18 protein-coding genes and 1 pseudogene are annotated in these 26,643 nt (G+C 70.5%); 4 read left to right on the forward strand and 15 right to left on the reverse strand.

The features are described 5' to 3' along the window. The 4 genes from J5X86_RS47120 to hemA form a co-directional block, all read right to left on the reverse strand. The coding region (locus tag J5X86_RS47120) for a type I polyketide synthase (RefSeq protein ID WP_208522759.1) at positions 1 to 4,873 on the reverse strand (4,873 nt) is incomplete at its 3' end. Positions 4,874 to 5,144: 271 nt separating this feature from the next. Next, a complete protein-coding gene (locus J5X86_RS47125) occupies positions 5,145 to 6,212 on the reverse strand; it encodes an arylcarboxylate reductase (protein WP_208522760.1) in 1,068 nt (355 codons plus the stop codon). Beyond that, entirely contained in the window at positions 6,209 to 7,099 is an 891-nt protein-coding gene (locus tag J5X86_RS47130; RefSeq protein WP_208522761.1) for an ACP S-malonyltransferase, read from the reverse strand. Before J5X86_RS47130 ends, J5X86_RS47125 begins: the two co-directional genes overlap by 4 nt. A 286-nt stretch (positions 7,100 to 7,385) precedes the next feature. Then, positions 7,386 to 8,633 carry a 5-aminolevulinate synthase gene (gene hemA, locus J5X86_RS47135; RefSeq protein ID WP_308124958.1) on the reverse strand — a complete coding sequence of 416 codons (1,248 nt, stop codon included), beginning with the start codon at positions 8,631 to 8,633 and terminating at the stop codon, positions 7,386 to 7,388. A gap of 259 nt (positions 8,634 to 8,892) precedes the next feature. On the opposite strand from hemA, the gene J5X86_RS47140 reads away from it, so the two are divergent. From J5X86_RS47140 to J5X86_RS52730, 3 genes are all read left to right on the forward strand, one after another. Further along, the gene (locus tag J5X86_RS47140) at positions 8,893 to 10,434 is read left to right on the forward strand and encodes a class I adenylate-forming enzyme family protein (RefSeq protein WP_208522763.1); all 1,542 of its coding nucleotides are present in this window, start codon (positions 8,893 to 8,895) and stop codon (positions 10,432 to 10,434) included. Beyond that, on the forward strand, positions 10,431 to 11,975 hold the full coding sequence (locus tag J5X86_RS47145; protein WP_208522764.1) for a long-chain fatty acid--CoA ligase: 1,545 nt from the start codon (positions 10,431 to 10,433) through the stop codon (positions 11,973 to 11,975). Before J5X86_RS47140 ends, J5X86_RS47145 begins: the two co-directional genes overlap by 4 nt. A gap of 103 nt (positions 11,976 to 12,078) precedes the next feature. After that, on the forward strand, positions 12,079 to 13,923 hold the full coding sequence (locus J5X86_RS52730) for an RICIN domain-containing protein (protein WP_208522765.1): 1,845 nt from the start codon (positions 12,079 to 12,081) through the stop codon (positions 13,921 to 13,923). A 27-nt stretch (positions 13,924 to 13,950) separates the two neighbouring features. Here the strand turns inward: J5X86_RS52730 and J5X86_RS47155 are convergent, their stop codons facing one another. From J5X86_RS47155 to speB, 9 genes and pseudogenes are all read right to left on the reverse strand, one after another. Then, positions 13,951 to 14,703 carry a class I SAM-dependent methyltransferase gene (locus J5X86_RS47155; RefSeq protein ID WP_208522766.1) on the reverse strand — a complete coding sequence of 251 codons (753 nt, stop codon included), beginning with the start codon at positions 14,701 to 14,703 and terminating at the stop codon, positions 13,951 to 13,953. 233 nt (positions 14,704 to 14,936) lie between these two features. After that, positions 14,937 to 15,848, reverse strand: a pseudogene (locus J5X86_RS47160) (PHB depolymerase family esterase); the annotation flags it as partial. Positions 15,849 to 16,005: 157 nt separating this feature from the next. Then, entirely contained in the window at positions 16,006 to 16,764 is a 759-nt protein-coding gene (locus J5X86_RS47165) for an SGNH/GDSL hydrolase family protein (protein ID WP_208522768.1), read from the reverse strand. A 138-nt stretch (positions 16,765 to 16,902) separates the two neighbouring features. Continuing rightward, complete coding sequence (locus tag J5X86_RS47170; protein WP_208522769.1) at positions 16,903 to 17,415, reverse strand: GNAT family N-acetyltransferase; 513 nt, start codon at positions 17,413 to 17,415, stop codon at positions 16,903 to 16,905. 157 nt (positions 17,416 to 17,572) lie between these two features. Further along, positions 17,573 to 19,021 (reverse strand): gamma-aminobutyraldehyde dehydrogenase, encoded by a 1,449-nt coding sequence (locus J5X86_RS47175; RefSeq protein ID WP_208522770.1) that lies wholly within the window; start codon positions 19,019 to 19,021, stop codon positions 17,573 to 17,575. Next, complete coding sequence (locus J5X86_RS47180) at positions 19,018 to 19,425, reverse strand: nuclear transport factor 2 family protein (protein ID WP_078638594.1); 408 nt, start codon at positions 19,423 to 19,425, stop codon at positions 19,018 to 19,020. The genes J5X86_RS47175 and J5X86_RS47180 overlap by 4 nt, the downstream gene beginning before the upstream one ends. Before the next feature lie 26 nt (positions 19,426 to 19,451). Further along, positions 19,452 to 20,111 (reverse strand): cyclase family protein, encoded by a 660-nt coding sequence (locus tag J5X86_RS47185; protein WP_208522771.1) that lies wholly within the window; start codon positions 20,109 to 20,111, stop codon positions 19,452 to 19,454. A gap of 7 nt (positions 20,112 to 20,118) precedes the next feature. Further along, on the reverse strand, positions 20,119 to 21,660 hold the full coding sequence (locus tag J5X86_RS47190; protein WP_208522772.1) for a cytosine permease: 1,542 nt from the start codon (positions 21,658 to 21,660) through the stop codon (positions 20,119 to 20,121). Further along, on the reverse strand, positions 21,653 to 22,615 hold the full coding sequence (gene speB / locus J5X86_RS47195) for an agmatinase (RefSeq protein ID WP_014058268.1): 963 nt from the start codon (positions 22,613 to 22,615) through the stop codon (positions 21,653 to 21,655). The genes J5X86_RS47190 and speB overlap by 8 nt, the downstream gene beginning before the upstream one ends. Positions 22,616 to 22,726: 111 nt before the next feature. Here speB and J5X86_RS47200 point away from each other — a divergent pair, with 111 nt between their 5' ends. Then, complete coding sequence (locus tag J5X86_RS47200) at positions 22,727 to 24,187, forward strand: PucR family transcriptional regulator (protein ID WP_308124959.1); 1,461 nt, start codon at positions 22,727 to 22,729, stop codon at positions 24,185 to 24,187. A 22-nt stretch (positions 24,188 to 24,209) separates the two neighbouring features. Here J5X86_RS47200 and J5X86_RS47205 read toward each other — a convergent pair whose 3' ends face one another. Both J5X86_RS47205 and J5X86_RS47210 read right to left on the reverse strand, forming a co-directional pair. Next, a complete protein-coding gene (locus tag J5X86_RS47205; RefSeq protein ID WP_374229486.1) occupies positions 24,210 to 25,016 on the reverse strand; it encodes a methyltransferase domain-containing protein in 807 nt (268 codons plus the stop codon). Then, positions 25,013 to 26,617 carry a PucR family transcriptional regulator ligand-binding domain-containing protein gene (locus tag J5X86_RS47210; protein WP_208522774.1) on the reverse strand — a complete coding sequence of 535 codons (1,605 nt, stop codon included), beginning with the start codon at positions 26,615 to 26,617 and terminating at the stop codon, positions 25,013 to 25,015. Before J5X86_RS47210 ends, J5X86_RS47205 begins: the two co-directional genes overlap by 4 nt. Positions 26,618 to 26,643 lie beyond the last annotated feature (26 nt).

Raw genomic sequence — 26,643 nt, forward strand, 5'->3', positions numbered from 1 at the left:
ACGCGTCCCCGCTGATCACCTCCCGCAGCGGGCGCTCCAGCATCCCGTCGAAGTACCCACACACCTCATCAAACGCCTCCGCGAACACCGGGAACGCCTCATACAACTCCCGACCCATCCCGACCCGCTGACTACCCTGACCCGAGAACAACACCGCGAGCTTCCCCGGCACCACCGAACCCCGCACCACACCCGCCACCGGTACGCCATCCACCAGCGCGCCCAGCCCAGCCGCGAACCCCGCACCGTCACCCGCCAACACCACCGCCCGCTCATCGAGGGCGGACCGGGTCGTGACCAGCGAGGAGGCCACGTCAACGACCGACGCCTCGATGCCAATGCCGCCATGCACCGCCGACAACAACCGCTCCGCCTGCGCCCGCAACGCACCCTCGGACTTCGCCGACACCACCCACGGCACCAGCGCCGACTCCTCAGGGCCCTCGGTCACCGGCTCGGCGACACCCGTCTCTACGGGAGCCTGCTCCACGATGACGTGGGCATTCGTGCCGCTGATGCCGAACGACGACACACCCGCACGCCACGGACGATCCGTCTCCGGCCACACCACCGCATCCGTCAACAACTCCACCGCACCCGCCGACCACTCCACATGCGGCGACGGCTCATCAACATGCAGCGACTTCGGCAACACACCATGCCGCATCGCCAACACCATCTTCATCACACCCGCCACACCAGCAGCCGCCTGCGTATGACCAATGTTCGACTTCACCGACCCCAGCCACAACGGCCGGTCCTCGGCGCTCCGCTCCCGCCCATAGGTCGCGAGCAGCGCCTCGGCCTCGATCGGGTCGCCCAGGGCCGTGCCCGTGCCGTGTGCTTCGACCGCGTCCACTGCAGCGGGTGAAAGCCCCGCGTTCGCCAACGCCGCGCGGATCACCCGCTGTTGTGAGGGTCCGTTCGGCGCGGTCAGACCGTTCGACGCACCGTCCTGGTTGATGGCGCTGCCCCGCACCACCGCGAGCACCTGATGGCCGTTCCGCCGCGCGTCCGACAGCCGCTCCAGCAGCAGCATCCCGGCGCCCTCGGCCCATCCTGTGCCATCCGCCGCCGACGCGAACGGCTTGCACCGGCCGTCCGGGGCCAGTCCCTGTTGCCTGCTGAACTCCACGAACAGTCCTGGTGTCGACATCACCGTCACCCCACCGGCGAGCGCGAGCGCGCATTCGCCCTGGCGCAGCGACTGGACTGCCAGATGCAGGGCCACCAAGGACGACGAACAGGCGGTGTCCACCGTCATCGCCGGGCCCTCGAAGCCCATGGTGTAGGAGATACGGCCCGAAGCGGCGCTCACGGTGTTGCCGGTCAGCAGGTATCCCTGCAGCTCATCCGAGGCGTCGTGCATCCGCGGTCCGTAGTCCTGGGACATCGCGCCCACGAAGACACCGGTCCGGCTCTTCTCCCGGCCGGCCGGGTCGATCCCCGCACGTTCGAAGACCTCCCATGAGGTCTCCAGCAAGAGCCGCTGTTGCGGATCCATCGCCAGTGCCTCGCGCGGCGAGATCCCGAAGAAGTCGGCGTCGAAGTACCCGGCGTCGTAGAGGAATCCGCCTTCGCGGGTGTAAGTCGTCCCCGCTCGTCCGGGATCGGCGTCATACAGGCCGGACAGATCCCAACCCCGGTCCTCCGGAAACGCCCCGATGGCGTCGCCGCCTGAGGCGATCAGCTGCCACAGTTCCTCGGGCGACCGCACACCACCGGGGTAACGGCAGCTCATGCCCACGATCGCGATCGGCTCGTCCGGGGCCACGCCGACCGGCACCGACGCCGTTTCCTCGCGTCCGTCGTCGCCCAGGAGGGTGCCCCGCAGATGGCGTACGAGTGCCCGGGGCGTGGGGTGGTCGAACAGCAGGGTGGTCGACAGTCGCAGTCCGGTGGTGGTGTTCAGGCGATTGCGGAAATCGACGGCGCCGAGCGAATCGAAGCCCAGTTCCTTGAAGGTCCGACCGAGATCGACGGCTTCCGGCCCCTCGTACCCCAGCGCGGTGGCGACCTGGTCACGCACCAGATCCGCCAGCATCTCCCCTTGCTGGACATCGTTCAGCGCGGCAAGACGTGTCCGCAGGAGGGACGCCGCATCGGTCGCCGATGTGCTGGTCTCCTTGACATCAGGGTCGGTCGCATCGGCCTCGGTGTGCGGGCTCGGCTGCGGCAGGGCCTGGGTGTCCACCCAGTACCGCTTGCGCTGGAAGGCGTACGTGGGCAGCTCGACCCGCCGAGCCCCCGTCCCCTCGAACGCCCCCGCCCAGTCGACAGAGGTCCCGCCCACGTATGCCTCGGCCACGGACCTCAGGAAACGGTCCAGGCCACCTTCCTCACGGCGCAGCGACCCGACAGCCGCCACCTCATAGCCATGATGCTCGGCGGTCTGCTCCACACCCATGGTGAGCACCGGATGGGCGCTGGCCTCGATGAACACCTGGAAGCCGTCGGCCAGCAGGCCACGGACGGTCTCGTCGAAGCGCACCGTCTGACGCAGATTCCGGTACCAGTACCCGGCATCCAGCCCCGCCGTATCAAGCACCCCACCAGTCACCGTCGAATAAAACGGCACCGACGACGAGCGCGGGCTGATCCCCGCGAGATCCCGCAGCAACTCGCCCTCGATAGCCTCGACATGAGCGCAATGCGAGGCGTAGTCCACGGGAATGCGACGCGCCCGGATCCCCTCGGCCTCACACGCCGCCAGCAGCTCGTCCAACGCGTCCGCGTCACCCGAGACAACAACCGCCGAGGGCCCGTTCACCGCCGCCACCGACAACCGCTCACCCCACGCCGCCAGCCGCTCCCGTACCGCCTCCAGGGGCAACGACACCGACACCATGCCCCCGCGCCCCGACAACGCCCGCAACGCCTTACTCCGCAACGCCACCACGCGCGCCGCGTCCTCCAACGACAACGCACCCGCCACACACGCCGCCGCGATCTCACCCTGCGAATGACCCACCACCGCCGCAGGCTCCACCCCGTACGAACGCCACAACTCCGCCAACGACACCATCACAGCCCACAACACCGGCTGCACCACATCCACCCGCTCCAACGCCTCCGCAGCACCCTCCCCACCCCGCAACACATCCACAAGCGACCAGTCCACAAACGGCGCCAACGCCGCCCCACACTCACCAACCCGCTCCGCGAACACCGGCGAAGACTCCAACAACCCCGCCGCCATCCCCACCCACTGCGACCCCTGCCCCGGAAACACCAACACCGCACGACCATCAGCACCGGCTACACCCCGCACCACGCCCGCCGCATCCCGGCCCTCCGCCAGCGCGGCCACACCACCGACCAGACCACCCAGGTCCTCGGCCAACACCACCGCACGATGCTCGAACGCACTACGCGTCGCCGCCAGGGAGAACCCGACATCCTCGGCCGACAGCTCAAGCCGCTCCTCCGCATACGACGCCAGCCGACCAGCCTGCGACCGCAACGCCGCCTCGGAGCGCCCCGACACCACCCAGGGGATCCGGCCCGCGGCGCCCCCCGGGACGGCTTCCGCCGCGTCCCGAGCCGCCGCCTGATCCGGGGCCCCGGAGAGCACCACATGGCAGTTGGTGCCGCCCACTCCGAAGGAGCTGACCCCAGCGGTCAGCGCCTCCCGCGTGCCCGAGTCGGCGGTCCACGGTTCGGTTGTCGTCTGGACGCGCAGCTTCAGCCGGTCCAGCGGAATGTCCGGGTTGGGCGTCCGGAAGTTGAGGCTGGGGAAGAGTTCGCCGTGCTTGAGACCCAGGGCCGTCTTGATGAAGCCGACGACACCGGCCGCGCCCTCCAGATGGCCCACGTTGGTCTTGGCCGATCCCACCAGCAGCGGGGCATCGGTGGGCCGCCGGGCCGCGCCCAGCACCTCGCCCAGGGCCGCGGCCTCGATCGGGTCGCCGACCTTCGTGCCGGTGCCATGGAGTTCCACGTACTGGACCCGGGCAGGGTCGACTCCGGCCTGCCGGTAGGCGCGCCGCAGGAGGTCCTCCTGGGCGGCCTGGTGGGGCGTGGTGAGGTGGTCCCCGCCACCGTCGTTGTTGAGCGCGCTGCCACGGATGACGCAGTACACGGCGTCCCCGTCGGCGAGGGCGTCGGTGAGGGGCTTGAGGACGACGGCGCCGCCGCCCTCGCCGCGTACGAAGCCATTGGCACGGGCGTCGAAGGTGTAGGTGACGCCGTCCGGCGACAGACCGCCGAACCGCTCTGCGCTGACGCCGCTTTCGGCGGCGAGGTTGAGATGGACGCCGCCGGCGATCGCGAGGGACGTCTCGCCGCGGCGGATGCTTTCGCAGGCCAGGTGGATGGCCGCCAGTGATGATGCCTGGCCGGCGTCGAGGGTGAGGCTGGGGCCGCGCAGGCCGAGGTGGTAGGAGACGCGGTTGGCGATGATGCCGCGGTGGAGTCCGGTGAAGCTGTGCCGGTCGATGGCCGCCGGGCCGCCCCGGCGGATCAGGGTGGCGTAGTCGTCCGCGATCACTCCGATGTACACGCCGGTACGGCTGTCACGGAGCCGGTCCGGAATGATTCCGGCGTCTTCGAGGGCCTCCCAGGTCAGTTCCAGGGTCAGTCGCTGCTGGGGGTCCATGGCCGCGGCCTCGCGTGGCGATATGCCGAAGAAGGCGGCGTCGAAGTGGTCGATCCGGTCCCGGTCCAGGAATCCGCCCCGGCGGCCGAGGTCCGCGTCCGTGCCCGCGTCCGTGCCCCACAGTCCCTCGGGGGCCTCCGTAATGGCGTCGGCGCCGTCGAGGAGCAGTTGCCGGAACGTGGCGGGGTCGGGTGCTCCGGGAAGGCGGCAGGACAGTCCGACGACCGCGATCGGCGCGTCCGTGGTGCGCGGCGAGGTGCCGTCGGAACCCTTCATGAGCGTGACTCCCTGGATTCAGGAACGTAGGACGCCGGGCGCACACCAGCGCAAGGCGAAGGTCTGCGCCGCGTCCGGGCAGGAAAACGGGACAGGAGAACGAGATGACGAAGCGGACGGGGAAGGGACGGGGCATGGGTGGGCAGGGCCCTCCCGCGTGGCGGATGCCACGCGGGTTCCTCGTGGGCGGTGACCCGTTACCCGTGACCCGTGGGGCCGTGGGCCGTGTTTCCCCAGGCTTCGTGTTGTCTTCGGGGGGCTTGGGCGGGGCCTAGTAGATGCCTTCCGGCGCCGACCGCACGACCTGCAGTGGCTTGACGTTGGCGACGCCGTCACACGGCCACTCCGCGCCCGTGTCGTACCGCACCGCGAGGTCGCGCTCCAGCACATTGGGCAGGAAGAGGTCGTCGTGCAGGACGGTCAGCCGGACCTGGCCCTGATCGCCGTATGCGACGACCTTGGACCAGTCGTCCTTGTCGACGACCGCCATGGTCACCTGCGGGTAGTTCGGCAGGTATGGCATGAGGGTGCCGTCGTCCACCGCGGGCAGGCCCACGGTGTTGCCGAAGGTGTTGGCGTAGGTGACGACGACCAGTCCGCCGCCCAGGGCCTTGTGGAAGGACCTGCGCATGGCGGGGGTGGCATGTGTGCCACTGAGCCGTACGCCCTTCAGTCGCGCCACCAGGTCTGGCCTTGCCTTGATCAGCGCCTGCAGCAGGGCCGGGGTGGTGACGAGGTAGTCGATCGGCTGATGCTCCAGGACCGAGGCCATCTGCTCGGTGAGATGGACCGTGTACTCCTGCGCTTCCTTCAGCCTGCCGTCGCGGAGCAGGCGCTTGACCCAGCGAGGGTCGAAGTCGATGCCGTACACCCGGCCGTCGTACAGGTCCGCCAGGTCCACGGCGCCGTGTCCGATGAGGTGCGGGCCGGTGGGAGTGGCCTGGAGCCAGTTGCGGCCCGGCTCGAATCCCTCGCGCTCGATCACCCAGCGTCGCCATGCGGCGCGGTGCTCGAGCATCGGCTCGGTGTAGTAGACGCGGCAGGGGTTGCCGGTCGTGCCTCCGGAGTCCCAGACCCGGCCGGTCAGGGGCCGGGGCACCGCCTGGGGCACGAGCTCGGCGGGGTCCAGGGTGCGCAGGTCGCCCAAGGGCATCGGGCCGAACGCGGACAGCTCGTCGTGGCGGGTGATGTCCCGTGGATCGATGGCGAGTTCGGCGGCGCGCTTGAGCCAGTAGGGGGTGCCGGTGTCGGGGTCGAAGTGGCGGCGGACGACCCGGCGTGTCCAGGCGTCGATGTCCTGCGACAGCCACTGGTCGATCTGCTCGGTCACGTCCTTCACTGGGTCACCCCGGCTTCCGTGGAGGGAAGTTCGATGCCGAAGTCGTAGACCGCGGTCATCGCCTCGAAGACATGGTCCGGTGATTCCACGTGGACCACGGGGAACGACGCGTTCTGGAAGGTGCCGAACGCTGCGGGGCCGAGCACCAGGCCCAGTTCGGTGCCGCTGTCCTCCAGTCCGCCGATCATGTGCGGGACGCTCACGGGGGCGGTGGGGTTGCGGCGGAAGAGATCGCGGATCTCCTCAGCGGTGGTGAGGGCCTTGCGCTCCATGCACGAGTGCACGGGCACCCGTGGGTCATGGAAGGTCATGGCGCCCAGCGTGGGCTCGAGGTAGTCGCTGATGTGCTGCTGGAGCGGCGAGTGGAAGGCGGCACCGTGGTCGTCGGACACATGCAGGGCGCCGGCCGGGAACCCGGCCCCGAACCGCTGGAGGGCCGAGCGGTAGCCGCCCAGCAGCACCATGCGCTCGTGGCCAGTGCCGACCTTGCCGAGGTCGGCGGAGAGATACACATCGGCGACGTCGGCGAGCAGGTCGTCGGTGGCGGTGTCGTACGGGACCCGCAGCATGGCGACGGCCTGCGGGCCGGCGTCCGCGGCCGGCGGGGGAACTTCCCGCAATCGCATCAGAAGGGTGAAGAGCTCCTGACGCTCGACGGCTCCGGCGAGAGTCGCACCGACCAGTGCGCCGAAACTCAGTCCGCATACGGCGGCCGGTGTTATGCCGTATTCCTCGGCGAGAACATCCGCAATTCCTAATACGGCAGCGGCCTGACGTATGGCGCCGACGCCTTGTCGGTGCTCCTGTCCGGGTTGCCGTTCTTCCTCGAATATGCGCTGGACGTCGATACCCGTCCACTCGGCGATCTGTTGATAGGTGTGCTGCACGCTCGGAAAGAGTTCATACAGCTCTGCGCCGGCTCCCGGCTGATCGTTCATACCACCGTCGAGGACATACGCAAGCGTCACCCCGAAACCCCCGTTTCCGCCCGTTCGCACCGGGCAATAGCATGCCGCAGCACCGCGGCATCCCATGTAACTGCTCCCCCGAGCCCCCGAGATCCCCGTTACGCAAGCGGGTCCCAAGAATCGCCCAGCTGTTCGCGTGGTGTCATCAAACATCCCGCCGCCAAGGCGTGTCAAGCAAGATCGACATGCCTCGGGTCACCCGTACCTAACCCCGGTCGCCCGCATTGCGCAACCGTATTTCCGCGTCCTCGCGGGGGCCGCCGAACTCCTCCCAGACCTGGTCAAGGGCCTTGACGAACATCTCCACCTCGGCAGTGGAATGCACGGCTCCGGGTGCCACCCGCAGGATCTCCTCACCGGCCCGCACGCTCGGCGCGTTGATCGCCTGCACATAGATGCCATGCCGCTCCAGCAGCGCCGCGGACATCCGCTTGCACAGGACCTCGTCCCGCACCAGCACGGACACGATGTGGGTGAGGTCGGAGATGAAGGGGATCCGGCGCTCCTTGAGCTGACGGTGCATCAACTGTGCGTTATCCCACAGTCGTTCCCGCTCGACCTCGGAGGAGCGCAGATGGCGGACGGCGGCGAGGGCGGCCGCGGCGACGGCGGGCGGCATCGCGGTGGTGAAGATGAAGGAGCGGGAGAACATCCGTACCGCCTCGATCACCTCCGCCGGGCCGGCGATGTACCCCCCGTTGGTGCCGAAGCCCTTGGCCAGCGTGCCCATGATGACGGTGAACCGGTCGGCCAGGCCCTGGCGCGCCGCGATGCCCGCGCCCTGCGGACCGTACATGCCCACCGCGTGCACCTCGTCGAGGAAGGTCATGGCACCATGGCGCTCGGCGAGGTCGGCGATCTCCGCGAGTGGTGCGATGTCGCCGTTCATCGAGTAGACGGACTCGGCGACGATCAGCTTGGGCGCGTCGGGGTCGGCGGCCGCGAGCAGCTGCTCGAGGTGCGCGGTGTCGTTGTGCCGGAAGATCCGCTTCTGTGCGCCGCTGTGGCGCAGGCCGTCGATGATGGAGGCGTGGTTCAGCGCGTCGGAGAAGACGACGCACCCCTCCATGCGGCCGGCGATGACGGACAGCGCGCCGTCGTTGGCGGTGTAGCCGGAGGTGAACAGCAGCGCGTCGTCCTTGCCGTGGAGCGCGCTGAGCTCCGTCTCCAGCAGCACGTGGTAGTGGTTGGTGCCGCCGATGTTGCGTGAGCCGCCGGCGCCCGCCCCGTACTGGTCGACGGCTTCCTTCATGGCGTCCAGGACGGCGGGGTGCTGGCCCATGCCGAGGTAGTCGTTGCTGCACCAGACGCTGATCTGGGAGGCGTCCTCGACGCCGCTGACGCTGGCGGCGGGGAACTGACCGGCGAGCCGTCCGATCTCCAGGAACTCGCGCTTTCCACCGTCAGAACCCTCGGTGAGGCGCGAAAACAGGTCCAGATATTGAGTCGTCACGTCCACTCACTTCGCTTTTAGGCTACTGGGGACCGTGCAGAATGCGGGATGAGCCGTGTCGACCCCCCGTCGGCGCCAATCTACATGCGGTGGGCCGTCAATCGGTATGCCGAATGGCAACCTGCGCGCGCCCAACTCGGTTTCACGGCAAGAAACTGACAGGCGGATGGAAGAAGGTTGCCATGCCGGGGGCGGGGTGTCATCCTTCAGCGGGAAACGGCTCCCTGAACTCATCGGCAAACGGCGAACTGGAGTTTCGATGTCTCCGACCGACAATTACGTCCGACGGGTCCTCGAGGCTCTATCAGCCGATGGGGAGCGGGTGGCCCTGCTCCGGGACGATGAGCGGTACACCGCCGGCGAGTTCACCCGGACCGTGGTCGCGGCGGCGGAATTCCTGCGCCGCCAGATAGCGGAGGAAGAAATTCCGGTAGTGGCCGTGCTGACGGTCTCCAACACCCCGGCCACCATCATTCTGCGCTATGCGGCGAACCTTATCGGCGCCACGGTGGTCCATCTGCACTCCACCAACGCGGTGGATCCCACCGATCAGCTGGCCACCCGCGAGCGGTACGAGATCCTGAAGAGGACGGGCGCCACCTTCCTCGCCGTCGACGAGGAGAACCTGGGCCTGGCCCGGGAGCTGTGCGAGCGTCTGCCGGATCCGCCCCGGCTCGCCGCGCTGGGCTCCCTCGGCCCGGATGTGCTGGACCTGACCACGGGCGATGCGGACGCCTTCGATCTGACGGTCGTGGAGACCGACCCCGAGCGTGCGGCCGTAGTCCTGTTCACCAGTGGCACCAGCGGCGCCCCGAAGGGTGTGACACTTCCCTTCCGCGTCCGAACGCTCTATCTGCGGGCGGGACTTGACGCACCCGCCCCGATCACCTACCTGTCGACGCTGCCGGTGAGCCACTCCAACGGCTCGGGCGCCGACCTCGCCCTCGCCTCCGGTGGCACGGTGGTCCTGCACGACGGCTTCGACGCGAGTGCGGTGCTCGGCGCGGTGGAGCGCCACCGGGTGTCCGCGCTCACCCTCACCCCTCCGCAGCTGTACATGCTGGTGGACCACCCGGCCATCAAGGGCACCGATCTGTCCAGCATCCAGATCATCTCCTACGGCGGCTGCCCCGCCTCCCCGGCCCGGCTGGCCGAGGCGGTCGAGGTGTTCGGCCCGGTGCTGCTGCAGTTCTACGGCACCACCGAGACCAGCGGTATCAGCGTGCTCGTCCCGCCGGACCACTTCGACCCCGAGCTGCGGATGACCGCTGGCCGGCTGACCGCCGAGGTGCGCATCCGCGACCAGGACGACCAGCGTGATCTGCCGGTGGGCGAGATCGGCGAGATCTGCGTACGGTCGCCGTTCAACATGCTCGGCTACTGGCGCGAGCCGGAGCTGACCGCGGAGACCGTACGCGACGGCTGGGTGTACACCGGCGACCTCGGCTCCCTCGACGAGCGCGGCTATGTGCGTCTGCACGGCCGGGTGGGCGAGGTGATGAAGACCAACGGGATCAAGGTCCATCCCATCGCCGTGGAGAACGCGCTGCTGACCCACCCCGATGTCGCCCAGGCCGCGGTGTACGGAGTGGCCGACGGGGACCGGGTGGAACACATCCACGCGGCGGTCGTGCTCCGCCCCGGTGGCGCCGCCGACTTCACCTCGCTGCTCGACCATGTGACCGGTGAGCTGTCGCCCAAGCATGTGCCTGCCGCCATCACCTTCCATGGCGACATTCCGCTGACCGGTGCCGGCAAGCCGGACAAGCAGCGGCTGGCCGCCCAGCAGGCCGGGGCATGACGCTCACGGCGGCGGCGGTGCTCGCCGAGTCCGCGCTGCGGCGCCCGGACCACCCCGCGCTCGTCTTCGGCTCGCAGCGCATCACCTACCGCGAGCTGTGGGACGCCACGCGGCGGTACGCCGCCGTACTGCGCGACCACGGCATCGGTGCGGGCGACCGGGTGGCGCTGCTGCTGCCGAACACACCGCACTTCCCGATGGTGTACTACGGGGTGCTGGCGCTCGGCGCCGTGGCCGTCCCGGTGCACGGTCTGCTGCGCGCCGACGAGATCGTCCATGTGCTGCGCGACTCGGAGTCGAAGGTACTGGTGTGCGGGGCGCCGATGCTGACCGAGGGCGCCAAGGGCGCGGAGGTGGCCGGGGTCCCGCTGATCACCGTTATGGAGGAGCACGACGGCGGCCGACCGCGCCTGGACGCCCTCGCCGAACACGCTGATCCGCTGGACCACTGTATGCCGCGCGAGCCCGGCGACCTCGCCGTGGTCCTGTACACCTCGGGCACCACCGGCCGGCCCAAGGGCGCGATGATCACCCAGTTCAACCTGGTGATGAACGTGAGCACCACGATGCTCTCGCCCTTCGACCTCGGCCCCGACGATGTGCTGCTCGGCTGTCTGCCCCTGTTCCACACCTTCGGGCAGACCTGCGGGATGGGCACCACCTTCCTGGCGGGCGGCACGATGGTGCTGATGAGCCGGTTCGACGGCCCCCGGGCGCTGGACCTGATGGTCACCGAGGGGTGCACCGTCTTCATGGGGGTGCCCACCATGTTTCTGGCGCTGCTCGACGCCGCCGCCCAGAACCCCCGCCGCCCCGCCCTCGACCGCGCGTTCTCCGGGGGCTCGGCGCTTCCGGTGAAGGTGCTCGAGGACTTCCAGGAGGTCTTCGGCTGCCCGATCTACGAGGGGTACGGCCTGACCGAGGCGTCACCGGTGGTCGCCTACAACCAGAAGGCGTGGCCGCGTAAACCGGGGACGGTGGGGCGCCCGATCTGGGGCGTCGAGGCGGAGATCGCCGCGGCCGATGTGGAGGACCGCGTGGAGCTGCTGCCGACCGGCACGGTCGGTGAGATCGTCATCCGTGGCCACAATGTGATGGCCGGTTACCTCAACCGTCCGGAGGCCACGGCCGAGGTGCTGGTCGACGGGTGGTTCCGCTCGGGCGACCTCGGCACCAAGGACGCGGAAGGCTATCTCACCCTCGTGGACCGCAAGAAGGACCTGGTGGTGCGCGGCGGATACAACGTCTACCCACGCGAGGTCGAGGACGTGCTCATGCGCCACCCGGACATCGCTCAGGTGGCCGTCATCGGACTGCCCGACGAGGTGTACGGCGAGGAGGTGTGCGCCGTGGTGCGGACACGGCCAGGGACGGCCCCGGACGCGGCCCTGGGCTCCGGCATCGTGGAGTGGGCCAGGGAGCGGCTCGCCGGACACAAGTACCCGCGCCGGGTGAAATTCATCGACGCCTTCCCCCTGGGCCCCAGCGGCAAGGTACTCAAGCGTGAACTCGTCGGCCGCTTCACCACGGACCGTAATTAATTGTCGTCTCAAGGGAGTTCCTGCCGGATACCTTTACCCGCACCCGCGCGCTCCACCAGTATGGGCACTCGTCTCACTGCCGGTGACGCGAGGAGTCGCGAGGGTGACCGACCAGCACGGAACCGAGCCCGATGCCACCGCTGGGCAGCGGCCGTACGCCCAACTGTCCGACGCGGAACTCACCGAGCGCATCCGCTCCGGGGCGCCCACCGCCCTCCCGGCCACGCAGCAGCTGCGGGAGCGCCACCTGCCGGCGGTGCTGTCCTACGCCCGGCTCTGCACCAGGACCCGGACCGACGCCGACCAGCTCGCCGACCTGTCCTTCGGCCTCGCCGCGCAGGAGACCTGTCGCGGTATCGACCCCTGGGGACCCTGGCGGCACCATCTGCTGCTGCTCGTCCAGCGGGTGGCCGCCACCTGGGCGGAGGGCAACCGGGCGGAGAGGCTGGACCCCACGTTCGCCGAGTGGCTCGGCCGCTCCGGTATCACCGCGGACCGCGAGGCCGGACACCGGAGGGCGCGGGAGCGTTCGGCCATGCTCGGTGGCTTCCTCAGCCTCTCGGCGCGCACCCGTGATGTCCTGTGGTACAGCGTGGTGGACGAGGATCCCGACACGGCGGTGGCCACCTTCGCGGGGCTGGCGCCGCACACCGTTCCCACGCTCCGGGAGACGGCACGGGGCGCCCTGCGCGAGGCGTGGCTGCGGACCCATCTGGAGCGTGGCGGCGAGCAGACCTGTCAGGGGTTCCGGGGCCTCATCGAGGCGGCGGTACGGCCGGACAACCCCCGGCGCTGCGACGACCTGGACCGCCATCTGTCCAGCTGCCCATCGTGCGCCGGGGTGTACGGCGACCTGATACGGATGGACGAGGATCCCCGGACCGTGATCGCCGACGGGCTCCTGGGGTGGGGCGGGGCGGCCTATGTCACGGCGGGGCCGGTCAGCGGACTGCCCTCGGTGGGATCGGCGGCGCCGTCGCCCGCGCAGCCGCGGCAGCCGGACCCGTCCCTGGTCACCGCTCCCCCGCCGCCGTATCCCCCCGCCGAGACCGCGGAGGGCGCGATGGTCGCGGGGGCCGCCGGAGTCACGGGGGTCGCTGAGGGCGCTGGCATCGCGCCGAACGTGCCGAACATGCCGAACATGCCGATGGACGGTGGATCCGCGGGCCGGTGGCGCCGGCCGGCCTGGACGGGCTCCCGGCCACCCGCGACGACCGCGCTGATCGCGGTGGCGGCCGTGGCGGCGGTTGCCGCCACGGTCGCCGTCCTGGTGTCCGGCGGGGACGACATGACCCCGGCCGGTCGCACGAACACACCTCCGCCCGCGTCCGCCACCGCCACCCCCTCGGCTCCTTCGGCTCAGCCGACGACGGATCCGCCGGCTCCGACGAAACGGCCACAGCGCCCGCCGAACCCCGGTGGCATGACCGAACCGCCCACGACCGCCCCCGCCACACCGCCAGCGAGCACCGCGCCGCCGCCCGGCGCCCCGATTCCGGGCGACACCTACACGGCGGTGATCAACGCCGATTCCGGGCTCTGTCTGGACATCCGCGACCAGCGGCTGGAGAAGCGCACGGACGCCGTCCTGGCCCAGTGCGCCGGGACCGACACCCAGCGGTGGCGGCTGGACTCCGAGGGGCTGCTGCACACCGAGGCCGACCCCGACTTCTGTCTGGACTCGCGTGGGGACACCGACCGGGGTGTCGGCATCTGGCCGTGCTCCTCCGCCGAGGGCGACAACGGCGAGAACCTGCGGTTCGTGGTCGACCGCCAGGGGTTGATACGCCCTCATATCGCACCCGACTTCGCCGTCACCCCGGACGACGACCCCGACAGCCAGGTCGAGCTCCGCTCGGCCGACGACCGGAACGACCAGCGGTGGACCGCCGGTCACGCCGACGCCTCGGCCGATGTGTCGGTGTCCGGGCCCGCCCCGGCACAGTGACCGTCATCGGCCTCCGCATTGCCGCCCTCAGACCACGGTGCTCCCGGCCTCCGTGGCGCGGCGGAAAAGGGCCGTCCACAGGAACGGCTCCCCGAAGAGCGGGGAGTCGGACGGCTCGTCGTGCATGCGACGCAGCTCGATCTCGGTCAGCTCGGAGAAGATCCAGCGCAGGGACTCGGGTGTGTAGGCAAGGCCACCTTGGAGCGCGGACTGGCGGTAGAAGGCCGCGTCGGGGAGTTCGGAACCCATCTCGCCCGCCGCGAAGCAAGTGAGGGCGAGATGGCCGCCGGGGGCCAGGGCGCGCTCGAGGAGGGCGAGGTAGCTGACCCGGCGGTGCGGTGGCAGATGGTGGAAACAGCCGGAGTCGCAGATCAGATCGTACGGCCCGGCAAGCTCGCCGGCGGCGAGCGCGAAGGCGTCGCCGCAGTGGAATCGGATCTCGGCTCCGGCCTCACGGGCGCGTTCCGTGGCCCAGGAGATGGCCGTGGGTGAAAGGTCGACGGCGTCCACCGTAAAGCCCCGGGAGGCGAGGTGGAGGGCGTTGCGACCGGGGCCGCACCCCAGGTCGAGGGCCCGGCCCGGGGTGATCAGGCCACGGTCGAGATACGACACCAGATGCTCGTCGGGCTTCGCCACGAAGAACGGCACGGGCTTGGAACGGTCCGCGTAGAAACCGTCCCACCAGGAGGCACCGTCGGCCGTCCAGCGGTCGGCCTCCGGTGCGAAGAGGCCGTCCAGGAGTCTCATGACGTCGTCCACCGTGCGGATGCTCCGGTCCACGCGCTCCCCTTCCCGAGGGGGAAACATAGGCGCGGACCCGGCGTAGCACCAGCTCAGGCTCTACATCGCAAGGGCTCTGGCGGCCGCCGGAGGGAGGGCTGGCGAGGGGGCGGAAGTATGCTCCGCGACCGTGGGAACCGGTCGTCCGCGCAGCCGCCGAAGGCCGCCAAGGGGCCGGGGAAACCGGCCCCTCGGTGCCTTTCTCATCGTCGTGTCGACCGGTCAGCAGGTCAGCCGGCGTCCAGGCCGAAGAAGGTGATGGCCCGTGCGGCCATGCCGGCGGCCGGGAGGGAGTGTCCCGTGCCCTGAACGCTGATCGCCTCGACGGGCGCCTGGTTGCCCGTGGCGCCGTAGCGGGTGCGGGTCCAGGTGGGTTGCGGACGGTCCGTGAGGACGGGGGTCTGGCTCACCCCGAGCACGTTGGTCCACTGCTTGATCTCTTCGCCGAAGTTCGGATAGCGCAGGGTGCCGTCATCGGTGCCGTGCCACAGCTGCATCCTCGGCCGGGCGCCCTGGTATCCGGGGTAGGCCCCGCGCGCGAGATCGCCCCACGCCTGCGGTGTCTTGGTGATGGTGCCGTTGGCGCAGGCGCTGTTCCAGCCGGATCCGTCGGTGGTAGCGAAGCAGCCGAAGGGCACGCCCGCGAACGCCGCGCCCGCCTTGAACACATCCGGGTAGTCGCCCAGCAGGACGTTGGTCATCATGGCGCCCGATGAGGCACCGGTGACATAGACCCGGTTGGGGTCGGCGTTGTGGCGCTGCTGGGCGTAGCGGACCATCGACACGATGCCCACCGGGTCGCTGCCGCCGTCGTGGCGCAGTGCCTGCGGGGAGGAGACGTCGAAGCAGGCGCCGCTCCTGGTGGCAGACGGATAGATGACGATGAAGCCGTAACGGTCCGCCAGGGAGGCGAACTCGGTGCCGGAGTAGAACGCGGGCCCCGAGCCGGTGCAGTAGTGCACCGCCACGAGGACGGCGGGCCGTGCCGCGACGTTGCTCGGCACGTACTCGTACATGCGGAGGTTGCTCGGGTTGGTGCCGAAGCCCGTGACCTCGGTGAGTGAGGCCGCCGCCGCGGGGGTCGGGGCCAGCATGAACAGTGCGGCGAGCAGCGGCAGTACGCCGCCGAGTAACGCCGCGGCCATCGACCTCGGTGTCCTTCGGCGCCGTCCGGGTATGCGCGTGGTTCCCGCGGAGGCGAGGGTGTGGTTCATGCGGCTGTCCTTCCTGGACTGTGACGGTGAAGGGGGCGGCTCATGCGCCTTATGCGGCTCATGCCGCCCGTGCGGCCGACCCGTTGCCCTACGCCGTGGACCCGGCGGTGGCGGACGCGGCGGTGGTGGACGAGGGGGTGCCGATGCTGCCCGGCACCGACAGCAGTGCCCTCCACCAGACGTCGGCCATCTTGTCGTAGCCACCGGCGTTCGGATGCACCCCGTCGGCCAGATCCGCGGGCGTCAATGCCCTGTACATGTCAACCAGATGGACACGCTTGCCCGCGTTGACCTTGCTCTGCACGATGCCCGGGATCGCCGCGTTGTAGGCCCGCACGGTCGAGTCCAGGAAGCCCAGCGGGGTGATGGTGGCGACGAAGAGTTCCGCGTTCGGCGCCTGGGCGGTGACGTGGTCGATCAGGGTGGAGAGTCGGGCGGGCGCCCCGGCGGGGTCGCTGCCGTAGATGTCGTTGGTGCCGATGTGCAGCAGGATGGTGTGCGGGTTCTGGGCGCGGAGCCAGTTGACGACGTTGTCGTCGATCTGCTGGATCGTCCAGCCCGAGTGTCCCTCATGGTCGTGATCGCCCAGACCCGCCGGGCCGTTGAAGAGCGAGCCGACGAGGTCGACCTTGTAGCGGCCCGCCGTGAACTTCTGCCACAGGCCGACGCGGTAGCCGCCCGGAACGTTGAACCCGTCGGTGATCGAGTCGCCCAGCGGCATGACCTTCACCCCGCCGTTGGACTCGGCGCGGGCCGTACCGGCGCCGAGCGGGACGAGGACGGCGAAGACGGTGAGGAACACGAGTAAGGGGATCAGGACGGCGAGCGGATGTCTGGTGCGTGTCATGGGGTTTCCTTTCGGCGGTCCATGAGGATCGGTCCATGAGTCATGGGAGCCAGCGGAGCCATGGGAGCGCTCCCATATCGGTGTAGGGCACCACTCCCCCACCGTCAACCCCTCGCGTCCGCCCAGCCCTCGCGTCCGCTACGGCTGAACGGCGATCCGCCGGTGGAAGCAGACCCGGTGCTGCCCGGGGCCGTCGTAGTCGCTGTGCACGGGAACGCCGCCGATCTCCTGATCGCCCGGTTCGACGGTGAACCCCATGGCTCGGTGGAAGGCCACGGATCCGGTGTTCGCGGGCGAGGTGATGGCGCGCACCTCCCGGCGGCCCGCCTCGGCGGCGCGCTGGAAGAAGGCCGTGTAGAGCCTGCCGCCCACGCCCTGCCCGCGCAGTTGGGGGTCGACCCCGACGAAGTGGATGTACGCCTCGTCGTCGTTGTCCGCGGCGTGGAAGCCCACGAGGAACGCCTTGATCCCGTCCCCGTCCTCCAGCACCAGGCTGGTGCCGGAGAAGAACTGCAGAAACAGCCTGGGCACCAGCAGCGACAGCTCGCGCGCCTGCTCGGGGGTGCGTGAGTCGCCCCACCAGCTCCGCACGCACTCGACGATGGTCCCGTGGTCGGAGACATGGGCCCGGCGCAGTGTCATCTCGCTCATATCGCACCAGGCTAGTCGGGCAGGCCCCGAGCGGGCTGAACCAGGCTTCCGCGAGGGCTCGTTCACCTACGGGTGGTCGGCGCGAGCGGACGCCTTCCCCTCATCACCGCGCCGGATCGGTGCGGCGCGGTGATGAGGGCCGGAAGAGCGGCGGACGTCAGAGGGCCGTCATGACGTGCTTGACGCGGGTGTAGTCCTCGAAGCCGTACGCGGAGAGGTCCTTGCCGTAGCCGGACTTCTTGTAGCCGCCGTGCGGCATCTCGGCGGCGAGGATCATATGGGTGTTGATCCATACGCAGCCGAAGTCCAGGGCCTTGGACATCCGCATCGCACGGGCGTGGTCCTTGGTCCACACCGACGAGGCCAGCGCGTACTCCACGCCGTTGGCGTACGCGACGGCCTGAGCCTCGTCACGGAACGGCTGGACGGTGATGACCGGGCCGAAGACCTCGTTCTGGATGATCTCGTCGTCCTGCCTGAGTCCGGAGACCACGGTGGGCGCGTAGAAGAAGCCCTTGTCGCCGACCCGGTGGCCGCCCGTCTCCACCGTGGCGTGCGCGGGCAGCCGCTCGATGAAGCCGGAGACCTGGGCGAGTTGGCCCGCGTTGTTCAACGGCCCGTACAGCACCTCCTCGTCGTCGATGCCACCGCCCGTCCTGGTCGCGGCGGCGGCCTTGGCGAGCGCGGTCACGAACGCGTCGTGGACCGATTCGTGGACCAGGACCCGGGTGGCCGCGGTGCAGTCCTGTCCGGCGTTGAAGAATCCGGCGAGGGAGATGCCCTCCACGGCCTCCGCGATATCGGCGTCCTCGAAGACCACCGCCGGGGCCTTGCCGCCCAGTTCCAGATGGACCCGTTTGATGTCCTTCGAGGCCGATGCGGCGACCTGCATGCCCGCGCGCACCGAGCCGGTGATGGCCGCCATCGCCGGGGTGGGGTGCTCGACCATCAGCCGGCCGGTCTCACGGTCGCCGCACACCACGTTGAAGATACCGGCCGGAAGGCCCATCTCCTTGAGGATGTCGCCGATGATGCCCGCGAGCAGCACGGTGGAGGCGGGGGTGGTGTCCGACGGCTTGAGGACGACGGTGTTGCCCGCGGCGAGGGCCGGGGCGAACTTCCAGACGCCCATCATCAGCGGGTAGTTCCACGGCGCGACCTGCGCGCACACCCCGATCGGCTCGCGCCGGATGATCGAGGTCAGGCCCTCCATGTACTCGCCCGCCGAGCGGCCCTCCAGCAGCCGCGCGGCACCGGCGAAGAACCGGATCTGGTCGACGATCGGGGCGATTTCCTCGGTGAGGGTGAGGGCGCGCGGCTTTCCGGTGTTGCGGCACTCCGCGTCCGCGATCTCCTCCGCCCGGGCCTCGACCGCGTCCGCGATCCTCAGCAGCAGCCTCTGCCGGGTGGACGGGGTGGCATCGCGCCAGATGGGGAAGGCCGCCGCGGCGGCGGCCATCGCGGCGTCGACGTCGGCGGCGCCCGACAGGGGCGAGGACGCGTACACCTCGCCCGTGACGGGGTCGGTGACCTCCAGGCGGCGGCCGTCGGCGGCGTCGGTGTAGGTGCCGTCGATGTGGTTGCGCAGGACGAGAAGCTCGCTCATCGTTCCGTCTCCATGATCGTGCCGGGTGCTGCGGAGAGATGTTCGTGTACGGCCAGCCAGTGGCCGTGGGTCTGACGGCGGAAGACGATGGTCTCGCGCTCGTGAGTGGTCTCCTCACCGGCCGTGGTGCTCACCGTGGTCTTCACCAGATGGGTGAACACCGCTGTGTCGCCGAGGAGTTGGACCAGCCGGTCGGTGGAGGCGCAGGCCAGGACGCGGAAGCCGTCCTCCGCGACCCAGCGGTCCCACAGCGCCCGGTACTCCGCGGTGGAGGTGAGCCGTTCGGAGGTGGTGTGGAAGACGAACGTGGCGTCGGGTGCGAACGCCGCGAAGTAGTCGTCGAGGCGGCCTTCGCCGAACGCCGCCACCACGGCGTCGGCGGCCTGCAGAACCTCGTCGTTCATGGGGTGGTGCTCCTTGCGTGGGTGGTTCAGCCGACGCGGGCCACGGCCCGTACGGGGGCGCCGTCGGCCGCGGGGAGCCGCAGCGGCAGCAGGGAGACCTCGATGGGTTCTCCCGCCGTCTGTGCGTCGAGCAGGGGGTCGAGACCGGTGAGGTTCTCGGCGATGACGGCGTGGGCGCCGCACAGGATCCGGTGGGCGGGAAAGTCGTCGGCGGGGGTGGCATCGACGCTCAGCGCGTCGATGCCGACGGTGCGGATCCCCGCGGCCACCAGGAGTTCGGCGGCTTCCCGAGTCAGATACGGATGGGCCAGGTAGTCGTCGCCGCCCCAGTGCCGCGACCAGCCGGTGGCCACGAGCACGATGTCTCCGGCCCGCGGGCGGCCCTCGGAAAGGCACCTCTCGAACAGGGACGGTCCGAGCGGGGACCGGGGCTCCGCGCCACGGGCGTCCACCACCACGGCCCGGCCCCAGAAGCGCTCCAGGGGCAGCTCATCCAGGGTGGGCAGCGCGTCGTCGATGTGGAACGGCGCGTCGACATGGGTGCCGGACTGCGACCCCATGTCCAGGTGCAGCACGTTCACCCCGTCGGCGGCGGCGCTCAGCGCCGGGGCGATGGCCACCTGCGGATCGCCGGGGTAGACCGGCATTCCCGTGGCGATCGGGACGGACAGGTCGATCAGGCGCACGGCGGCCTCACGCCCCTTCCGCCATCGCGGTCACGGGCGCGCCGGTCTCCGTGGTGATCGGCGGAACGGGCGCGTCCGAGGCCCGGACCAGCCGCGGCCCCTCGGGCCCGTACACCTCGCGCGGCTCGGGGAAGATCCACAGCAGGGTCAGATAGAGGAGCGCGGCGGTGGCGAGACCGACCGGCAGCGAGATGTCCGCGCCGTCGGCCAGATCGCCGAGCGGGCCGACGTACTGCCCGGGGACGTTGACGAACATCAGGGCGAGCACCGCCGCGGTCAGCCAGGCGCCCATGCCACGCCAGTTCCAGCCGTGGTGGAACCAGTAACGGCCGCCGCGCTGGCGCCGGTTGAACACCTGGAGCGAATCGGGGTCGTACCAGCCGCGCCGGGTCACATAGCCGAGCACCATGATGATCATCCATGGGGCGGTGCAGGTGATGATCAGCGTGGCGAAGGTGGAGATGGACTGGGAGAGATTGGCCGCGAACCGGCCGAGGAAGATGAACCCGATCGAGAGCACCCCGACGAACAGCGTGGCCTGCACCCGGCTGAACCGGGTGAACACGCTGGAGAAGTCCAGGCCGGTGCCGTAGAGCGAGGTGGTGCCGGTGGACAGGCCGCCGATGAGCGCGAGCAGGCACACCGGCAGGAAGTACCAGCCGGGCGAGATGGCCAGCAGCCCGCCGACGTAGTTCGGCGCGTCCGCGTCCATGTACGGTGCGGCCTTCTTGGCGATGATCGAGGCGGTGGCCAGACCGAAGAAGAACGGCAGGATGGTGGCGATCTGCGAGGCGAACGCCGCCGTGACGACCTTCCGGCGGGGGGTGTCGGCGGGGATGTAGCGCGCCCAGTCGCCGAGGAAGGCGCCGAAGGACACCGGGTTGGACAGCACGATCAGCGCCGAGCCGATGAACGCGGGCCAGAATCCGGCCGTGGACACCGAGGCGAACGAACCCTGGTAGCCGGGGTCGAAGTCCCCCACGAAGGCGAAGAAGCCGAGGACGAACAGTGTCGAGGCCGCCACCACCGCGATCTTGTTGACGAAGAGCATGAACCGGAAGCCGTACACGCACACCGTCAGCACCAGCAGCCCGAAGATGCCGTACGCGAGGGCGAACACGCCGTCGTTCTGCTCCACGCCCATCAGCCGGTGGGCGCCGCCGACCAGCGCGTCTCCGGAGGACCACACCGAGATGGAGAAGAACGCGATGGCGGTGAGCAGCGACAGGAAGGAGCCGACGATCCGCCCGTGGACCCCCAGGTGTGCCGAGGAGGAGACCGCGTTGTTGGTGCCGTTGCGCGGGCCGAACACCGCGAGCGGGGCGAGGATCAGGGAGCCGCCCACCACGCCGAGCACGGTCGCCGCCAGGCCCTGCCAGAAGGAGAGCCCGAAGAGGATCGGAAAGGCGCCGAGCACACAGGTGGCGAAGGTGTTGGCGCCACCGAACGCGACGCGGAACAGGTCGAAGGGGGTCGCGCTGCGGTCCGCGTCGGGGATGCGCTCGACCCCGTAGCTCTCGACCTCGGTCAGTGCCGGGGAGTCACTCATCCGTTGTCTCCCGCTTCCCCTGCAGTGCGAGCAGGCTGATCAGGTCGTAGGCGACGTGGGAGGCCGCGACCGAGGTGATCTCGGCGTGGTCGTAGGCGGGCGCCACCTCCACCACATCGGCGCCGACCAGTCGGCAGCCGGCCAGTCCGCGCAGGATCTCCAGGAGTTCGCGCGAGGTCAGGCCGCCCGCCTCCGGGGTGCCGGTGCCGGGGGCGTGGGCCGGGTCGAGGCAGTCGATGTCGATGGAGATGTACAGCGGCCGGTCGCCGATGCGCTGGCGCAACTGGTCGGCCACCTCGTCGGCGCCGCGCCGGTAGACATCGGCGGAGGTGACGATGCCGAAGCCCAGCTTCTCGTCCTCGGTGAGGTCCTGCTTGCCGTACAGCGGGCCGCGGGTGCCGACGTGCGAGAGGGCGGAGGTGTCGACGACACCCTCCTCCACGGCCCGGCGGAACGGGGTGCCGTGGGTGTGCTCGGCGCCGAAGTAAGTGTCCCAGGTGTCCAGGTGCGCGTCGAAGTGGAGCACCGCGACCGGGCCGTGCCGCTGTGCGGCGGCGCGCAGCAGCGGGAGCGCGATGGTGTGGTCGCCGCCGATGGTGACCAGGCGGGTGCCGTCGGCCTGCAGGCCGTTCGCGGCGTCCTGGATGGTCTCGATGGCCTCGCCGATGTCGAAGGGGTTGACGGCGATGTCACCGGCGTCGGCCACCTGCTGGGTGGCGAACGGCGACACATCGAGGCCCGGGTGGTAGGGGCGCAGCAGCCGGCTGGCCTCGCGCACCGCGGCGGGCCCGAAGCGGGCGCCGGGGCGGTAGGAGACACCGCCGTCGAACGGGACACCCACCACGGCCACGTCGGCGCCGGACACCTCGTCGAGGCGGGGCAGCCTGGCGAAGGTGGCCGGGCCGGCGAAGCGCGGGACCCGGGAGGAGTCGACGGGTCCTCGGGGTTCGGTCATGGTTCTCGCAGTCCCTTCTTCACGTGCGCCGGTGGGGTCCGGTCGGGCGAGTCTGCACAGCGGAGGAACCGCGCGACAATCGTTGCTGAGACAAAGAGTTAGGCTCAATTTGTGGTGAACAACAAAGAGCAGGGTGTGACGGTCGACGATCTGCTGTCGTATCCGGCGCTCCAGCTACGTCTGATCGCGGGTGGCGCCGGGCTGCACCGCTCGGTGTCCTGGGCCCATGTGAGCGAGCTGGACGACCCCACGCCGTGGCTGCTCGGCTCCGAAATGATCATGACGACGGGGATAGCGATGCCCCGCTCGGCGGCCGGACAGCGCGGCTATCTGGAGCGGCTCGACGACGCCGGGGTGGCCGCCCTGGCCGTCTCCGCCCAGTTGCGGATGCCCCCGCTGCGCCGGGCGTTCTTCGACGCCGCCGAGGAGCGGGGCATGCCGGTCCTGGAGATCCCGCTGGCCGTGCCGTTCATGGCGGTGGCGCAGGAAGTGGCCGCCGCCGTCCAGGAGGACGCCCGCCACCGGCTGGGCGCCCAGTTGCAGGTGTTCGGCGCGCTGCGCTGGCTGACCTCGGAGAATCTGGACACCGCGACGCTGTTCAGCCGGCTGGAGAAGCTGTCCGGTTACGACATCTATCTGTGCACACCCCAAGGCCGTCCGCTGCTGCCCGGTGTGCCCGCGCCCGACACCTCCGTGATCCCCGGCTCGGCGGACGCCCCGCCGACCATCCCCGGTGGCTTCGCCCTCCCGGTCCCCTCCCCCGGTGGCCCGGCGGGTTTCCTCATCGCCTTCGAACGGGAGGGAGCCCGCCCGGCCGGGCTCGCGGTGGTGCAGCACATCGCCACGGTGGCCGCCCTCCAGGTGGCCATGGTCCGCACCGAACGGGAGACGCTGCGCCGCGAGGGCGCGGAGATCCTCGCCGAGCTGCTGCAGGGCGCGCTCGAACCCGCGGTGGCGCGGCGCCATCTGCTGCGCCACTCCATTGAGGGCGAGACCGTGCTGGCGGTGGTCCGGGGCGTCACCGAGGACGCCGTGCTGCGGGCGCTGGAGGATCAGCCGTGTCTGCTGCTCAAGCGTGGCGAGGACCGCTATCTGCTCGGCTCACCGGGCCTGGGTGACGCCGTCGAGTCGCTGCCCGGCGTGGCCGCCGGGATGAGCCGCCCGTTCAGCCCGGGCACCCCGCTGCGGATCGCCCAGCGCGAGGCGCTGTGGGCGGCCTCCCACGCCGTCGCGTCCGGCCGGGCCCTCGTACGGTACGGCGACGATGTCACCGGCCGCTGGCTGCCCGACGACCCGGCAGCCCTCGCCGACCTGGTCGAGCATGTGCTGGGCGAGGCGCAGCGCTACGACGCGGGGCATGGCTCACGGCTGCTGCCGTCGGTGCGCACCTGGATGGAGCGCGATCGCCGTACGGACGAGGCGGCCGCGGCGCTCCATGTGCACCCCAATACGCTGGCCTACCGGCTGCGCCGCTTCAGCGAGCTGACCGGTCGCGATCTGTCCAGCACCGGTGCGTTCGCCGAGGTCTGGCTGGCGATCCGGGCCGCGGGACAGCTCGGTCTGCTCGACTGAGCACCCCGGCCCTGTCATCCGCTCAGTGGGGGCGCCGGCCCCAGCAGGTGATGAGCGGGGCGGTGGTGACGTCCATCCCCTCGCCGCGCAGGTGGTCCAGATGGCGCTCGATCTCCTCCTCGGTGGCCAGTTCGCCCGCCACCAGCCGCCCGCGTAGCTGACGCACGGTGGCCGCCTCCAGCTCCCGGCACGCCGGGGAGGTCAGCGGGAAGCAGCCCTCGGCGCGTACGTCATGCAGCCCGGCGCCGCGCAGCAGGGCGGGCAGAGTGCGGCCGAAGGCGAGGTCCACGCCGCGCTCGGCGAGCAGCGCGCGGAATCCACGGCGGATCCGGTTGGCCAGCTCCTCGGCCGGGCCGCGCTCATCGGGGCAGGCGAGGGGCTGGAGCGCCGGGTCGGCGTCCTCCACCACCAGCCACCCGCCCGGCCGTACCGCCTCGGCCATCCGCCGCAGCGCCTCGGCCCGGTCGGGCAGATGCACCAGCACCAGCCGGGCATGGACGAAGTCGAAGCCGCCACCCGGTGGCTCATCGCGGGCCACGTCATGGCGCCGCACCTCGATCGGGGCGGCGGCCGGGCCGGACAGCTCCGTCAGCCAGGAGGTGTCGATGTCGGTCACCAGCACCTGTCCGGTGGGCCCGGCCCGCTCCGCGAGGGCGGTGGGCACCGAGGGTCCGCCCGCTCCCACCTCCCAGCAGCGCCAACCGGCGGCCAGGCCGAGATGGTCGAGGTGGTCGAGGGTCCACGGGTCGAAGAGCTCGGCCAGCGCGTCGAAGCGCCGCCCGGCCTCGCGTTGCCGGTTGTCCAGCAGATAGCCGGTCTCGGATGTCATGCGTCCCATCCTCCCGCGCCGGCCGCCGTCAGCGTGTCCAGGGCGGTGACGGCGACATGGAGCTGGGTGCGCTGCACACCGGACTCCAGGTCGCGGCCGAGGAGCCGTTCGATGGTGTGCAGCCGCTGGTAGAACGCCTGGCGGGAGAGGCCGATCTGTTTGGCGGCGATGGACTTGTTGCCCGCGGCGAGGTAGTGGCGCAGCGTGCTCAGCAGATCGCCCGCATGCCGCTCGTCGTACTCGATCAGCCTGCCGAGCTGGTGCTCGACATACTTCTGCACACGGACGTCGTCGCGGAGCGCGTACAGCAGCTCGGGAAGTCCGACGTCGGAGGGCACATGGAACGGCCGGTGCGGGGTGCCGGGGCCGATGGCGTCCACGACCTCCTCGGCCTCCCGGAACGCCCGTGCCACCTGGTCGATCTCCGTCACTCCCGGACCGACCGCCACCACCCCCGGCTCGCCCAGTGTCTCCTCGGTGAGCCGGCTGACCCGCTCCACCACCGGCTGCCAGGCGCTGGCCCGGGCCAGCGCGAGCAGCACTCCGGTCCGGTCCGGGGAGAGCCGCCCCACCAGGGCCCTGATGCCGGAGTCGCGCAGGGCGTCGGCGAGCCGGTCGTCCAGGCCCGTCTCGTCGGCGGTGGCGCCGTGGTGGCCGATGACGAGGGCGATGAGGCGGTGGCCGACGACGGGTATGCCGAGGGCCTCGATGCGGATGCGCGCCTCGGTGCGGCCGCGGTAGCTCCAGCGCAGCAGTTCCAGCAGCGCGCAGGTGTGGGCCTGACGGTCCCACTGGGTGTGGCCGGTCAGCCGGGCCAGGGTGAGCGCGGTGGCGGCGCGCCTGAGGATCATGGTGTGTTCCGGGTCGGCCGCGGGGGCGGCCGCGTCCGGCAGCGCCACCAGCCGCCCCCAGCGACGGCCGTTGTGCTCGACGGGGGCCACCAGCCAGTCCTCGGGTCCGCTGGCCCCCGCGGTGTCGGGGGTCGGCGTGGCACGGGAGCGGCGCGGCCACGCCTCCAGGACTTTGCCGGCCGTGCCGCCCGCCGTACAGGAGACCACCGCGTGGTGCAGCAGGTTCTCCAGGACCACCGGGCGGCCCATCAGATCGGCGGCGGCGCGGACCAGCTCCTTCGGCTCCGCGTTGCGCAGCGTCAGCCCGGTGAAGATCTCATGGACCTGCTGGGAGCGGCGCAGCAGCTCGCCCTGTGCGTCCAGGATCAGCGCGTGGACGGTCTGGGTCACCTCGATGAAGCGGATGCCCCGGGACAGGACGATCAGCGGTAGGTCCCGTGCGCGGCAGGCGGCCACCAGGTCCGGTGGCACCTGCTGGTAGCGGCGGCCGAGCTCCACCACGAGCCCCGCGGCGCCGATGTCGGCCAGCTGGTCCACATAGCCGCGCAACCGGCTGGGGTCGTTGGGCTGGGGCATGCCGGTGGTCAGTACGAGCTCTCCGCCCTCGAGGAACGAAGCGGGGTCGAGCAGCTCGGTGACATGCACCCAGCGGACCGCACGGGCCAGCTCCCCCTCACCGGCCATGACACGGGGCAGTCCCGCGACGATGACGGGAAGGCGCAGGACGTCGGCAACCGTGAGCAACGGCATCTGGACGGACTCCCTCCGGATACCGC

It is taken from the genome of Streptomyces sp. NEAU-YJ-81 (assembly GCF_017592595.1).
In the GTDB taxonomy this organism is placed as follows: domain Bacteria; phylum Actinomycetota; class Actinomycetes; order Streptomycetales; family Streptomycetaceae; genus Streptomyces; species Streptomyces hygroscopicus_B.

Bases quoted from the DNA above. Each gene is read 5' to 3' on its own strand.
- J5X86_RS47140 (WP_208522763.1), top strand. From the start codon at position 8,893: ATGTCTCCGACCGACAATTACGTCCGACGGGTCCTCGAGGCTCTATCA.
- J5X86_RS47145 (WP_208522764.1), top strand. From the start codon at position 10,431: ATGACGCTCACGGCGGCGGCGGTGCTCGCCGAGTCCGCGCTGCGGCGC.
- J5X86_RS47165 (WP_208522768.1), bottom strand. From the start codon at position 16,764: ATGACACGCACCAGACATCCGCTCGCCGTCCTGATCCCCTTACTCGTG.
- J5X86_RS47170 (WP_208522769.1), bottom strand. From the start codon at position 17,415: ATGAGCGAGATGACACTGCGCCGGGCCCATGTCTCCGACCACGGGACC.
- J5X86_RS47175 (WP_208522770.1), bottom strand. From the start codon at position 19,021: ATGAGCGAGCTTCTCGTCCTGCGCAACCACATCGACGGCACCTACACC.
- J5X86_RS47180 (WP_078638594.1), bottom strand. From the start codon at position 19,425: ATGAACGACGAGGTTCTGCAGGCCGCCGACGCCGTGGTGGCGGCGTTC.
- J5X86_RS47190 (WP_208522772.1), bottom strand. From the start codon at position 21,660: ATGAGTGACTCCCCGGCACTGACCGAGGTCGAGAGCTACGGGGTCGAG.
- speB (WP_014058268.1), bottom strand. From the start codon at position 22,615: ATGACCGAACCCCGAGGACCCGTCGACTCCTCCCGGGTCCCGCGCTTC.
- J5X86_RS47205 (WP_374229486.1), bottom strand. From the start codon at position 25,016: ATGACATCCGAGACCGGCTATCTGCTGGACAACCGGCAACGCGAGGCC.
- J5X86_RS47210 (WP_208522774.1), bottom strand. From the start codon at position 26,617: ATGCCGTTGCTCACGGTTGCCGACGTCCTGCGCCTTCCCGTCATCGTC.